Source organism: Nocardioides sp. LS1 (genome assembly GCF_003865225.1).
Classification (GTDB): domain Bacteria; phylum Actinomycetota; class Actinomycetes; order Propionibacteriales; family Nocardioidaceae; genus Nocardioides; species Nocardioides ginsengisegetis.
Window position 1 is genome coordinate 42,190 of the sequence record NZ_BIFF01000001.1, and the last position, 12,745, is coordinate 54,934.

A 12,745-nucleotide genomic window follows, 5' to 3' on the forward strand; every position below is an offset into this window, starting at 1 on the left:
AGATTGAGGGGCGAGGAGTCACCTGGCGAAGTGCTCGAAGATCAGCTTGGTCTCGGTCCTGGCCACCTTTGCGCTGCCGAGGTCCTCGGCGACCAGCGCGCGCAGCTCGTTGGTGTCGCTGACTGCGACGTGAACCAGGAAGTCGTCGCGGCCGGAGACGAAGTAGACGTTGAGCACGCCGGGGAGCCTGCGGACATCCTGGACGAACTCGTCGACGGCGCCCCGCGCGGTCGAGGTGACCTGGACCGCGATCATCGCCTGGATCGGTCGCCCCAGAGCCGCTGGGTCGATATCGGCGTGGATGCCGCGGATCACGCCCGCGTCGCGGAGCCGGCGCAGCCGGGTCAGGCACGTCGACGGCGCGATGCCGGCCCGGCCCGCGAGCTCGTTGTTCGGCATCCGGCCGTCGCTGCGGAGAAGCCGGACGAGGGTGCGGTCGACGTCGTCGAGCTCGTGAACATTGTTCGGCATCCGGGCCTCCGCGGCCGTAGTGACAGAAGAAACAGGCAATCAATCCAGCGTCAACAGAATATAGCGCCAATCTCTTGCATCTGAATCAGCAGGATGAACAGAATCATGGCTCCAACCACACTAGGGAGTACAGATGCAGGTCGGCGTCGTTTCGGAGATCAAGAACCACGAGTACCGGGTCGCGCTGACCCCGGGTGGCGCGGCCGAGCTCGTACGGCGGGGCCACCACGTGCTCGTCCAGGCCGGCGCGGGCAAGGGCGCGCAGTTCACCGACAGCGAGTACTCCGACGCGGGCGCGATCATCGTCCAGCGGGCCTCCGACGTCTGGTCCGACGCAGACCTCCTGCTCAAGGTCAAGGAGCCGATCGCTGCCGAGTACGACCAGCTGCGCGAGGACCAGGTCCTCTTCACCTACCTGCACCTGGCTGCCGACGCGACCGGTACCCAGGCGATCCTGGGTTCGCGCACCACCGCCATCGCCTACGAGACCGTGCAGGAGGCAGACGGCTCGCTGCCGCTCCTCGCGCCGATGTCCGAGGTCGCCGGCCGCCTCGCCACCCAGGTGGGCGCCTACCACCTCATGAAGCCGCACGGCGGCCGCGGCGTGCTCCTGGGCGGAGTGCCCGGCGTCGCCGGCGCCAACGTCCTGGTCATCGGTGGCGGCGTCTCCGGTTTCCATGCGGCATCGATGGCGGTCGGTCTGGGTGCTGACGTCACCATCCTGGACCTGTCGGCCAACCGCCTCCGTCAGCTCGACGCCCACTTCAACGGGCGGGTCAAGACCGTGGTCTCGACCGGCCACGAGATCCGGCAGCGCCTGACCGACGCGGACCTCGTGATCGGCGCGGTGCTCGTCCCCGGCGCGAAGGCGCCGAAGCTCGTCTCGAACGCCGACGTCGCGACGATGAAGGAGGGGTCCGTGCTCGTCGACATCGCGATCGACCAGGGCGGGTGCTTCGAGGACTCGCGCCCGACCACGCACCAGGAGCCGACGTTCCAGGTGCACAACAGCATCTTCTACTGCGTCGCGAACATGCCGGGCGCGGTCGCCCGCACCTCCACGTTCGCTCTCACCAACGTGACCCTCCCGTACGTCCTCGAGCTGGCGGACCTCGGCTGGCAGCACGCACTCCGACGTGACCCTGCCCTTGCGCTCGGCCTGAATGCCCACGCCGGCGTTCTCGCCAACGCGCAGGTCGGCGAGGCGCTCGGCATCAGCGCGGAATCCCCGTCCGCGCTGGTCGGCTCGTAACGACCCCGCGAGCCGGCGGGAGAGCCGGTGCCGGCGGCAACAACCGCCGGCACCGGCTCGACTTGCTCAGCCTTGCTCGAGAAGTTCTCCCTGCCTGGACAGCTCGTCGAGGAGCGCCTTCGTGGCCGGCGACGTCGGGCGGTTGGCCGGCGTCGTCACCCCCACAGCGCGACCTATCGACCGCAGCTTCGTGGCCAAGGGCCTCAAGCCCTGCTCGGTCGCGATCGACCGGGGGAGGGCGGCCACCGAGTCCGTCCGGAGCAGTAGCTCGCGAAGCGTGAGGATCGAGGTGCACTCGACACGGTTCGCGGGCAGGTCGACGCCCTCCTGGGCGAACAGCGCCTCGAGCTCGGCGCGGAGTGCCGTCTGCTCGAGGGGCAGGATCCACGGGTGCTGGACCAGGTCGTCGAGCCTCGGGGCTCGCAGCCTCTGTGCGGGATGATCGGCCCGGGTGACCAGGCGGATGGGCTCGCGGTAGAGCAGCCGCTGGACGGTCTCCGCGGACGGATCGACGGAGAGCCTGCCGACGACCAGATCGCACTCACCCGCCATCAGGGCGTTGGTCAGGACGTCGGGCGTCGATTCGCGGACGACGACCGTCAGGCTCGGGTGGCGTGCCTTGACCGCCGCGATCGCCCTCGGGAGGATCACGTTCGCGCCGGCCAGGTGGATGCCCACGGTGACGGTGCCGATGTCCGCGGACGTGAGCAGCTCCAGCTGGCGCTCGGCCTGGCGAAGCTGTGCGATGACCGCGCGCGCATGGTCGAGGAACGCGATCCCGAACGGTGTGGCATTCACGCCGCGTGGTCCGCGGTCGAACAGGTCGACCCCGAGGATGCTCTCCAGCTCGCGCAGACCTCGGGTGACGACGGGTTGAGTCACGTGGAGAGCCTGTGCGGCGCCGACGATGGTGCCGTGCTCATCGATGGTGACCGCGAGCGTCAGGTGCCGAAGCTTGAGCCGTCCATCGAGCAACTTGTCGTGCGCCATCGAGCAATCATAGCGATTTAGGTATGGGAAGATGCAGAACAAGCATTGGACAGGCATATCGCGGAATGCCTACCGTCGGGTCATGCCAGTCAACCGGGTACCGGTGCGGAACTTCGTGGACGGACTCTTCGTCGACGGACCCAGCAGCTTCGACAAGGTCAGCCCGGTGGACGGAGTCGTGGTCGCTGACGTGCACCTGGCGGACTCGGTGCTCGTCGATCGTGCGGTTCAGGCCGCAAGGCGCGCGTTGAACGGGCCCTGGGGTGCCACCGGTGTGCCGGAGCGTGTTGCGCTGCTGCGGCGGGTTGCGGACGGCATCGAGGAACGCTTCGACGACTTCGTCGAGGCCGAGGTCCGCGACACGGGCAAGCCGGCATCGCTCGCGCGGCAGCTGGACGTCGGCCGTGCGGTCGTCAACTTCCGCCAGTTCGCCGACACGGTCAGCTCCGAAGGGCTCGACTCGTTCCTCACCGAGCTTCCGGACGGCCGCCGGGCCCTGAACTACGCGGTCCGCAAACCGCTCGGGGTGCTTGCGGTGGTCGTGCCGTGGAACCTGCCCCTCCTCCTTCTGACGTGGAAGGTGGCGCCGGCTCTGGCGTGCGGGAACGCGGTCGTCGTCAAGCCGTCCGAGGAGACCCCGTCGACCGCGACGCTGCTTGCCGAGGTGATGGCCGCCGCCGGAGTCCCTGCGGGCGTCTACAACGTCGTCCACGGCTACGGGGCGAGTTCTGCAGGGGAGTACCTGACAACTCATCCTGACATCGACGGGGTCACGTTCACGGGGGAGTCCTCGACGGGGTCGGCGATCATGCGGGCGGTCGCACCACGCGTGCGCCCCGTGTCCTTCGAGCTCGGTGGCAAGAACGCCGCGGTCGTCTTCGCCGACGCCGACCTCGACGCGACCATCCAAGGGCTTGGGCGTTCCGTCTTCACGAACACCGGTCAGGTCTGCCTGTGCACCGAGCGGGTGTACGTCGAACGTCCGGTCTTCGAAGCCGTCGCCGACGGACTGACGGCGTTCGCCCGCGGCCTGGTCCTCGGTGATCCCTACGAGGCTTCGACAACGACGGGACCCCTGATCTCCCAGGCGCACCGAGCCAAGGTCTCCTCCTACCTGGATCTCGCGGTCGAGGCGGGCGCCGAGGTCCTGGCGGGCGGCGGCATCCCAGACCTCGGCGCCGACCTGAACCGCGGCGCCTGGATCGAGCCGACCTTGTGGACCGGTCTCGACAACACCGCACGTGTCGTGCGTGAGGAGGTGTTCGGACCGGTCGCTGCCCTCGTCCCCTTCGAGAGCGAGGACGAGGCGGTGCGACTGGCGAACGACAGTCCGTACGGCCTGGCGTCGGCTGTGTGGACCACCAACCTGCAGCGGGGTCACCGGGTCGCACAGCAGATGCGGGTCGGCATGTCCTGGGTGAACACCTGGTACCTGCGTGACCTTCGGTCGCCCTTCGGCGGAGTCGGGTTGTCCGGCATCGGCCGTGAGGGAGGGCGTCACTCGATGGCCTTCTACACCGAACCGACGAACGTGAGCGTCCAGCTGTGAGAGCCCGGATCCAAGAGGCAGCGGATCGCTTGATCGCCGCCCACCGGACGCTGACGCCGTGCGCACCGGTGCGTGACCTGATCGAGGACGGTGGTCAGCGTGCCGCGTACGAGGTCCAGCGCATCGTGGCTTCGGCTCGCGAAGCGGCCGGTGCGAAGGTCGTCGGCCGGAAGGTCGGACTGACCTCGAAGGCCGTGCAAGCCCAGCTCGGCGTCGGGTCGCCGGACTTCGGTGTCCTCTTCGACGACATGGCGTACGTCACCCGGCAGCCGATCCCGCTGAGCCGGTTCGTCCAGCCGCGTGCGGAGGCCGAGATCGCGTTCGTCCTGAACCGTGACCTGGTGTACGGCCCGATCACAGCGGCGTCGGTCATCTCGGCAACGGAGTACGTGCTGCCGGCCATCGAGATCGTCGACTCGCGCATCGTGAACTGGGACATCGGCCTCGCGGACACCATTGCCGACAACGCGTCCAGCGGTGCGTTCGTGCTGGGGACCAGGCCGACCCGCCTCATCGATGTCGACCTCGCGGCCGCCGGGATGCGCCTGGACCACAAGGATCAGGTTCTCTCCACAGGGGCCGGGGCGGCCTGCCTGGGCGATCCGGTGGTTGCGGTCGTGTGGCTTGCGCGGACCCTCGCGGGTCTCGGGCAGCCACTTCGCGCCGGCGATGTGGTCCTTTCCGGGGCCCTCGGGCCGGTGGTGCCGGTCGCGGCCGGCAGCTACCGAGCGACGATCTCCGGTGTCGGCGACGTCACGGCCACCTTCTACGCGGGAGAAGAGGAATGAGCACAGGCGTCGCGATCATCGGCTCTGGCAACATCGGCACCGACCTCATGTTCAAGGTGATGCGCACGACCGACGAGCTGCACGTCGCCGCCCTCGTCGGCATCGACGAGACCTCCGACGGCCTGTCGCGCGCCCGCCGACTGGGCATCGCGACCACGGCCGGCGGTGTCGCCGGGCTCCTGGAGATGGCGGAGCTCGACGACGTCGGCATCGTCTTCGACGCCACCTCCGCCGGTGCGCACCGGGGCAACTACGAAGCTGTCAGGGCGCGGGGCAAGCAGATGATCGACCTGACCCCTGCTGCCTTGGGCCCGTACGTCGTTCCACCCGTCAATCTCGAGGACCACCTCGGTGCCGACAACGTCAACATGGTCACCTGCGGGGGACAGGCGACCGTTCCCGTCGTCGCTGCCGTCGCGGCGGTCACCGAGGTGGCGTACGCGGAGATCGTGGCCTCCATCGCCTCGCGTTCGGCCGGACCGGGCACACGAGCGAACATCGACGAGTTCACCCAGACGACCGCAGCCGCGATCGAGAGAGTCGGTGGCGCTCGGCGCGGAAAGGCCGTCATCGTGCTCAACCCCGCCGAACCGCCGCTCGTCATGAGAGACACCGTGTTCTGCCTCGTCGAGGAAGCCGATCGCGCTGCCATCGCCGCGTCCGTCGAACAGATGGTCGGGCAGGTCCAGCAGTACGTGCCGGGCTACGTCCTCAAGCAGGCGGTTCAGTTCAACGATGTCGCGTACGCGTTCGTGCCCTCGCTCGGTCGCCCGTTCCACGGCACCGAGGTTGCCGTCTTCCTCGAGGTCACCGGGGCCGGGCACTACCTGCCCGACTACGCCGGCAACCTCGATGTGATGACCTCGGCAGCCGTTCGCACTGCCGTGCGCATCGCCCGTCACCGGAACCCGTCATGACGAACCTCTACATCCAAGACGTCACTCTCCGGGACGGCATGCATGCCGTCGGGCACTCGTACTCGCTCGAGAACGTGCGCGCCATCGCCGGGGCGCTCGACGCCGCGGGCGTGGACGCCATCGAGGTGGCGCACGGAGACGGGCTGGGAGGGTCCTCGTCGATCTACGGCCACGGCGCCCGCTCGGACGAGGACTGGATCGCGGCCGCGGCCGAGGTCGTCGAGAACGCGAAGCTCACGACGCTGCTTCTCCCCGGGATCGGGACCATCGAGGACCTGGGGCGAGCCCGCGACCTCGGTGTGGTCAGCGTGCGGGTCGCGACCCACTGCACCGAAGCCGATGTGTCGGCGCAGCACATCGACTGGGCTCGCAGGCACGACATGGACGTCTCCGGGTTCCTGATGATGAGCCATCTCAACTCGCCTGAGGGCCTGGCGGTCCAGGCGAAGCTGATGGAGTGCTACGGCGCGCAGTGCGTCTACGTGACCGACTCGGGTGGGCGGCTCACGATGGCTGACGTGGCAGCTCGCGTCGCGGCCTATCGCGACGTTTTGGATCCGCGGACCCAGATCGGCATCCACGCACACGAGAACCTGTCGCTCAGCGTGGCCAACAGCGTCGTTGCCGTCGAGAACGGTGTCACCCGCGTGGACGCGTCTCTGGCCGGCCAGGGTGCCGGAGCCGGGAACTGCCCTCTGGAGGCGTTCATCGGGGTCGCGAACCTTCTCGGCTGGGACCACGGCTGCGATCTGTTCGCGCTGCAGGATGCGGCAGAGGACCTGGTGCGTCCGCTGCAGAGGCGGCCCGTCCGAGTCGACCGGGAGACGCTGATGCTCGGCTATGCGGGCGTGTACTCGAGCTTCTTGCTGCACGCGGAGCGCGCTGCCGACCGATTCGGTCTCGATGTCCGAGACATCCTCGTCGAGCTGGGCAGGCGACAGATGGTCGGCGGTCAGGAAGACATGATCCTTGACGTCGCTCTCGACCTGGCCAAGGAGACGGCATGAACGACATCCACCGCATCGTGGAGATGCTCGACAGCGCGGCGACAGATGCGTCACCGGTCGACCAGGTGACCTCGCGCATGCCGCTGACCCTCGAGCAGGCCTACGCGGTGCAGCACCGGCTCGTCGCCTGTCGCGTCCAGCGCGGTGACACCGTGTCCGGGGTCAAGCTCGGCTTCACGAGCCGGGCCAAGGCGGAGCAGATGGGTGTCTCCGACGTCATCATCGGCTCGGTCACCGAGGGCATGTGCTTCGCGAACGGCAGCTCCGTGGATCCGGCCCGGTTCATCCACCCACGCGTCGAACCCGAGGTCGCGTTCCGGCTCGACGTCGATGTCGATCCCGGTGACCCGAACGCCGTACCGGTGGTGACTCAGGTCGCGCCCGCTCTCGAGGTCATCGACAGCCGGTACCGCAACTTCTCCTTCACCCTCGAGGACGTCGTCGCCGACAACACCTCGGCTGCCGGCTACGTTCTCGGGCCGTGGATCAGCCTCGAAGAGGTCCGGGCACGCCGCGACCTCGCCAACCTCGGGGTCGTGCTCGAGATCGACGGCGAGATCGCCGAGACCGGCTCCACCGCGGCGATCCTGGGGGACCCGCTGCGCGCCGTTGCCGCGGTCAAGCGGATGGCGCGCGCCCACGGGTTCGCCCTGCCCGCCGGAATCGTGATCCTCGCCGGTGCCGCTACCGCCGCCGCTCCGCTCCCGGTCACCCCCGGCTCGTACGTCGAAGCGACGGTCGAGGGCTTCGGTCGCGTGAGTGTCTCCATCGGCGGCGATCATGGCTGACGGAGTCGTCGTCGAAGGAAAGGCAACGCCTCGTGGGCGGTTCCCGCACGTCAAGCAGGCCGGCGACCTGATCTTCGTGTCGGGCACGAGCAGCCGGCGCGCGGACAACACGATCGCGGGCGCGACCGTGGACGAGCTCGGGGTCACCGACCTCGACATCCGGGCTCAGACCAAGGCCGTCCTGGACAACATCGCGGACATCCTCGCGGACGTCGGCAGCTCGCTCGACGACGTCGTGCAGGTCACCACCTTCCTCGTAAACATGAACGACTTCGGAGGCTACAACGAGACGTACGCCACCTACTTCGACGAAACAGGCCCCACGCGCACCACCGTCGCCGTGCACCAGCTTCCGCACCCGCACCTGCTCATCGAGATCCAGGCCATCGCTCACCGCGCAGCACACCTGAAGGAGAACAGCGCATGACGACCATTCCTCCGGTTATCGACTTCACGAAGTGGATCGCCGAGAACGAGCACTTGCTGAGACCCCCCGTGAACAACAAACAGGTCTGGGAACCGATGGGTGACTTCATCGTCCAGGTCTTGGGTTCACCCAACCAGCGAACCGACTACCACCTCGACCCCTACGAGGAGTGGTTCTACCAGGTCAAGGGCGACATGCACGTCAATGTCATGACCGAGGAGGGGCCGGTTCGCGTCGACGTCCGCGAGGGCGAGATGTGGATGCTTCCGCGCAACGTCTACCACTCGCCGCAGCGGCCCGAGTCCGGTGCCATCGGCATCGTCATCGAACGCATCCGCGAGGAAGGTGTCCTGGAGAATTTCGTCTGGTTCTGCCTCGAATGCCACCGTCAGGTCCACGAGGTCGAGCTCCAGGTGCGCGACATCGTCCAGGACCTTCCGCCCGTCTTCGAGCAGTTCTACAGCTCCGAAGAGGCTCGAACCTGCAGCAACTGCGGTGCCTTGCACCCGGGCAAGGGCTGAGGAGAGGTCCCCGGTTGTCCACGATCGATGTTCACTCCCACTCGGTGCCGCAGGGCTGGCCGGACCTCGGTGCGGATCAGCCGAGCCTGCGCGTCGACTCCGAGAGCGAGGCGATGATCCTGCTCAAGGGCCAGGAGTTCCGTCGCATCACGGCCCAGTGCTGGGACGCGGAGGTCCGTCTGGCGGATATGGACGCCGACGGCGTTGCTCTGCAGGTCGTTTCACCGACACCGGTCTTCTTCGCCTACGACGCCGAGGGTGACCAGGCGGCTCGGGTGGCGAAGATATTCAACGACCTGGCCCTGGAGCTGTGCGACCAGTCCGACCGTCTCGTACCGTTCTGCCAGGTGCCGCTCCAGGACACCGATGCCGCGTGCCGAGAGCTCGAACGGGCGGCGTCGAACGGCCTCCGGGGTGTCGAGATCGGAAACCACGTCGGTGACCGGGACCTCGACGACGCCGGCATCGTCAGGTTCCTCCAGCACGCGGCGTCGCTGGACCTGCCGGTGTTCGTCCACCCGTGGGACATGCCGTCGACCCCGCGGCTGGACCGGTGGATGGCGCGCTGGCTGACCGGCATGCCGGCAGAGACGCACCTGTCCATCATCGCGATGATCCTCGGTGGCGCGTTCGACCGGCTCCCCGCGAACCTGCGCACCTGCTTCGCGCACGGCGGTGGCTCGTTCGCGTTCTGGTTAGGCCGACTCGAGAACGCTTGGCACGGACGCAACGACGTTGTCGGCACGTCGGCGGAGCCTCCGTCGGCGTACATCGGGCGCTTCAGCGTCGACAGCGTCGTGTTCGAGCCTGCGGCCCTGCGGACCCTCGTCGACACTCTCGGCGCGCAGAACGTCATGGCTGGGAGCGACTATCCCTATCCGCTCGGCGAACGACCGGTCGGGAAGGTCGTGAGGAGATCCGCGTTCCTGACGCCCCATGAGCAGGCGGCCATTCTGTCCGGCAACGCGCGGCGCTATCTGGGCCTGGATCTCGCGGAGAAGGGGGAGCCCGTGCTCGCCACGACCGGGTCAGAGCGCGAGGTCTCCACCGTCGACGTCGATCGTGCTCCCTGAGACGAAGCCCGCGAGGCCGGAGGCGGCGAAGAGGACTACCCGGGCGACGTCGTCCGGCTCGGCCGGACGACCGGCGGGCAGGCGGTCTGTGTACCGGTCGAGGCTGGCGCCGCGCCCTGCGGCGTGAGCGGCTTGGACGCCGGGGGTCCGGGTGAGGGTGGGAGCGACCGCGACCGCGCGGATGCCGTACGGTCCGAGCTCGACGGCCAGGCTCTTGGTCAGCCCGGCGAGCGCGTGCTTGGAGCTGACGTAGTGCGCCGGGTTTCCACCGGCCGCGGTGTTGTAGGCGGCGGTGGAGGTCAGGTTGACGATCGTGCCGCCGCGCTCGCTCGCGATCATGCGCCGGGCTGCCTCCCGGGAGCCGATGAAGGCTCCTCTGAGGTTGAGCCGGTGGACCTCGTCCCAGTCGTCGTCGGTGATGTCGAGCAGCGCCTGCCGCGGGTAGGTGCCGGCGTTGTTGACCCAGACGTCTAGGGTGCCGAACCGGGCGAGGGCGAGATCGGCGAGGGCGTCGATCGACGCACCGTCGCGCACGTCGACATGCGCCGGGAAGCAGCGTGCGCCGAGCTCGCTCGCAGCTCTCTGCGCCGCGTCCGCGCTCTTGTCGGCGAGGACGACGTCGGCGCCCGCCTCCCGCAGCCGCCGACAGACGGCCAGGCCGATTCCGTGCGCGCCACCGGTCACGACCGCGGTCCGTCCGGTGAGATCGACGGTGCTCGCGAGCGGTGACAGGGTCAGGTCCGGGAACGACCGGCGTTGGATGCGGGCCGTGTCCATCGGTCGCGGTGGCGTCACCACATCGAGCGCACCAGCTCCCGGAGTCGGCGCCCCGGGTCCGTCCCGAGCACCGCCGTCTCCGAGGGGTAGGCGTCCGCGGTCAGGTCGGCAAGCGGATCCAGGTCGCGCTGGGTGAAGCCGACCTCACGAAGCCGGGTCGGCAGGCCCAGGCTCTCGCACCAGGTCCGGAGCAGGACGGGTGCTTGTGCGGGGTCACAGGTGGAACCGAACCGGCGTGTGGGAGTGGCCTCACTGACGTCGAGTGCCTGAGCGATGCTGGCCAGGACGTGGGGGTGCGTCGGGGTCATCCTCGTCAGCACCGCCGGGAGCGTGATCGCGGAGGTCACGCTGTGCGGCACGCCGAAGGTGCCACCCAGCACGTGCCCGAGGCGGTGGCTGAGTCCGTAGCGCATCGCCTGCGGGTGCGAGTAGCACTCCCATGCGGCGATCTGTGCGGGCCCGCGTCGGTCCGGCTCCGCAGAGAGCGACTCGACCATGCGGCGGATGCCGGAGAAGGCAAGGCTGTCGACCAGCGGAAGAGCCCCCGTTCCCAGGAGGCCCTCGATCGCGTGGTCGACGGCCTTCACGCCGGAGGACAGCCACAGGTCGCTGGGAGTGGACTCGACGACGCGTTCGTCGTACACCACCGCGTCGGCGGCCACGTCCGCTCGGGCGTGGCTGCGCTTGAACGTCGAGGACCCGTGCGACTCCGTGATGCCGAAGGTGTGGGAGAGCTCCGAGCCGGACAGTGTGGTCGGCACGACGACATGTCGCGGGCGCGGGCGCCCGGCGTCGATGACCCGTCCCAACGCCGCCTTCGCGGCGTCGATGACCGAGCCGCCCCCGAGGGAGACGACGGAGTCGATGTCGTTCTCCGTCAGGATCGCTGCGGCCGCCGCGATGTCCGCTTCGGGTGCATGAGCAGCGAAGCTGCTGTGCGTCACCCGGAGGGTGGGGACGGCGGCCGTCACCGAAGCCGTCAGCGCGGCATCGGCATGGTGGAAGGGCGTCGTGAACAACGCGGTCCTCGACGCGCCCCAGCCGCGCAGGAGCTCGCCGACCGCCGACAGGCTTCCGTTCCCCCAGGACACCGAGCCGATGGGAAGGTTCACGAGTGTGCCTGGGGGGAAGTCCGCCGCGAGCGACGTCCTGGTGCTCATCGGTCCACCACCGCGGGGATCGGGACGACCGCGGCGAGGCGCTCGGCCAGCCTCGGGAACAGCGCGAGAGCGTTGTCGCGCTCGACCTGGCGCCGGGTGTCGTCGTCGGTGAAGAACGCGTCGACGCCGTCGACGGTCTCGACGGTGGTGGACTCCGGCATGAAGGGATAGTCGGTGCCGAAGAGGATGCGCGAGGGGTCCGCGAACGAGTCCAGGCCCGCGAGGGTGTGCGGGTTCGCGGACATCGCCGTGTCGAAGTAGACCGAACGCAGCGAGCCGAGCAGATCGGCCGGCTCACGGTCGGCTAGGGCCGGGTTGATGGTGACGGCGTAGGTCAGTCGCTTCGCCAGGTACGGCGCGGCGCCGCCTGCGTGCGGCGCGATGAGCTTCAGGTCCGGGCGTCGGTCCAGCGTGCCGTGGTACAGCAAGCTCGTGAGCATCCGGGTCGTCTCGAACGGGAACTCGTACAGCGAGGGGGGCAGCCCGAACAGCGGCTGGTCGGCGGCCGGCGGGATGGTCGGGTGCACGAAGGCCACGGTGTCGAGCTCGGCGATGCAGTCGATGACCTCGTCGAACTCCGGTTCGCCGAGGTAGGTGCCGTCGTAGTGGGTGAACAGCCCGATGCCGTCCAGGCCGAGGGTGCCGACGGCGTACTGGATCTCGGCCAGGGCAGCGGTGACGTCCGGGAGGGGAAGCACGGCGAACCCGCCGTAGCGCCCGGGGTGGCGCTCGATCAGCTCGGCCATGTACTCGTTGGTGGCACGAGCGGCCCGGACCGCGCCCGGGCCGCTCGTGAACCCCACGCCCGGAGCGGTGATGGACACGAGGGACGCCTGGATCCCGTTGCGGTCCATCACCTCCAAGTCGGTGTCGAGGTCCCACTGCGGGTACGCGACGCCCTTGATGGGGTCATCCACCCCCGCGTCCGCGAGAGCCTGAAGGTAGGGCTCCGGGATGATGTGGTGATGGACATCGATGCGGTGTGACGACTCCATGGAGTTCTCGACTTTCTTGGTTCGGACGTT

Annotated in this window: 14 protein-coding genes; 9 read left to right on the forward strand and 5 right to left on the reverse strand. The window is 68.7% G+C overall.

All coding sequences use genetic code 11. The features are described 5' to 3' along the window. Positions 1-18: 18 nt before the first annotated feature. Positions 19-471 carry an Lrp/AsnC family transcriptional regulator gene (locus EJF31_RS00215; RefSeq protein WP_125035109.1) on the reverse strand — a complete coding sequence of 151 codons (453 nt, stop codon included), beginning with the start codon at positions 469-471 and terminating at the stop codon, positions 19-21. A 133-nt stretch (positions 472-604) separates the two neighbouring features. Between EJF31_RS00215 and ald the strand changes: the two genes are divergently transcribed. Then, complete coding sequence (gene ald, locus EJF31_RS00220; protein ID WP_125035110.1) at positions 605-1,723, forward strand: alanine dehydrogenase; 1,119 nt, start codon at positions 605-607, stop codon at positions 1,721-1,723. Between the two features lie 66 nt (positions 1,724-1,789). Here ald and EJF31_RS00225 read toward each other — a convergent pair whose 3' ends face one another. Continuing rightward, complete coding sequence (locus tag EJF31_RS00225) at positions 1,790-2,713, reverse strand: LysR substrate-binding domain-containing protein (RefSeq protein WP_125035111.1); 924 nt, start codon at positions 2,711-2,713, stop codon at positions 1,790-1,792. An 82-nt stretch (positions 2,714-2,795) separates the two neighbouring features. Here EJF31_RS00225 and EJF31_RS00230 point away from each other — a divergent pair, with 82 nt between their 5' ends. The 8 genes from EJF31_RS00230 to EJF31_RS00265 are packed head-to-tail and all read left to right on the forward strand — an operon-like array spanning position 2,796 to position 9,783. Beyond that, positions 2,796-4,262: a 2-hydroxymuconic semialdehyde dehydrogenase gene (locus tag EJF31_RS00230; RefSeq protein ID WP_125035112.1), complete on the forward strand. Its 1,467-nt coding sequence runs from the start codon at positions 2,796-2,798 to the stop codon at positions 4,260-4,262. 29 nt (positions 4,263-4,291) lie between these two features. Then, positions 4,292-5,050, forward strand: coding sequence for a 2-keto-4-pentenoate hydratase (locus EJF31_RS00235; protein WP_260430556.1), 759 nt, complete (start codon positions 4,292-4,294; stop codon positions 5,048-5,050). After that, positions 5,047-5,967: an acetaldehyde dehydrogenase (acetylating) gene (locus EJF31_RS00240; protein WP_125035114.1), complete on the forward strand. Its 921-nt coding sequence runs from the start codon at positions 5,047-5,049 to the stop codon at positions 5,965-5,967. The genes EJF31_RS00235 and EJF31_RS00240 overlap by 4 nt, the downstream gene beginning before the upstream one ends. Next, positions 5,964-6,974 carry a 4-hydroxy-2-oxovalerate aldolase gene (gene dmpG, locus EJF31_RS00245; RefSeq protein WP_125035115.1) on the forward strand — a complete coding sequence of 337 codons (1,011 nt, stop codon included), beginning with the start codon at positions 5,964-5,966 and terminating at the stop codon, positions 6,972-6,974. The genes EJF31_RS00240 and dmpG overlap by 4 nt, the downstream gene beginning before the upstream one ends. Then, entirely contained in the window at positions 6,971-7,762 is a 792-nt protein-coding gene (locus EJF31_RS00250) for a 2-keto-4-pentenoate hydratase (protein WP_125035116.1), read from the forward strand. Before dmpG ends, EJF31_RS00250 begins: the two co-directional genes overlap by 4 nt. Then, positions 7,755-8,189, forward strand: coding sequence for a RidA family protein (locus EJF31_RS00255; protein WP_125035117.1), 435 nt, complete (start codon positions 7,755-7,757; stop codon positions 8,187-8,189). Before EJF31_RS00250 ends, EJF31_RS00255 begins: the two co-directional genes overlap by 8 nt. Continuing rightward, entirely contained in the window at positions 8,186-8,710 is a 525-nt protein-coding gene (locus EJF31_RS00260) for a 3-hydroxyanthranilate 3,4-dioxygenase (protein ID WP_125035118.1), read from the forward strand. Before EJF31_RS00255 ends, EJF31_RS00260 begins: the two co-directional genes overlap by 4 nt. 14 nt (positions 8,711-8,724) lie before the next feature. Then, positions 8,725-9,783, forward strand: a complete 1,059-nt coding sequence (locus tag EJF31_RS00265; protein WP_125035119.1) for an amidohydrolase family protein — start codon at positions 8,725-8,727, stop codon at positions 9,781-9,783. On the opposite strand, the gene EJF31_RS00270 is transcribed toward EJF31_RS00265, so the two are convergent. The 3 genes from EJF31_RS00270 to EJF31_RS00280 are packed head-to-tail and all read right to left on the reverse strand — an operon-like array spanning position 9,739 to position 12,715. Beyond that, on the reverse strand, positions 9,739-10,578 hold the full coding sequence (locus EJF31_RS00270) for an SDR family NAD(P)-dependent oxidoreductase (protein WP_221767397.1): 840 nt from the start codon (positions 10,576-10,578) through the stop codon (positions 9,739-9,741). The genes EJF31_RS00265 and EJF31_RS00270 overlap by 45 nt on opposite strands. Then, positions 10,575-11,672, reverse strand: coding sequence for an iron-containing alcohol dehydrogenase (locus EJF31_RS00275; RefSeq protein WP_185736087.1), 1,098 nt, complete (start codon positions 11,670-11,672; stop codon positions 10,575-10,577). Before EJF31_RS00275 ends, EJF31_RS00270 begins: the two co-directional genes overlap by 4 nt. Positions 11,673-11,716: 44 nt before the next feature. Continuing rightward, a complete protein-coding gene (locus tag EJF31_RS00280; RefSeq protein WP_125035121.1) occupies positions 11,717-12,715 on the reverse strand; it encodes an amidohydrolase family protein in 999 nt (332 codons plus the stop codon). Positions 12,716-12,745: the final 30 nt, after the last annotated feature.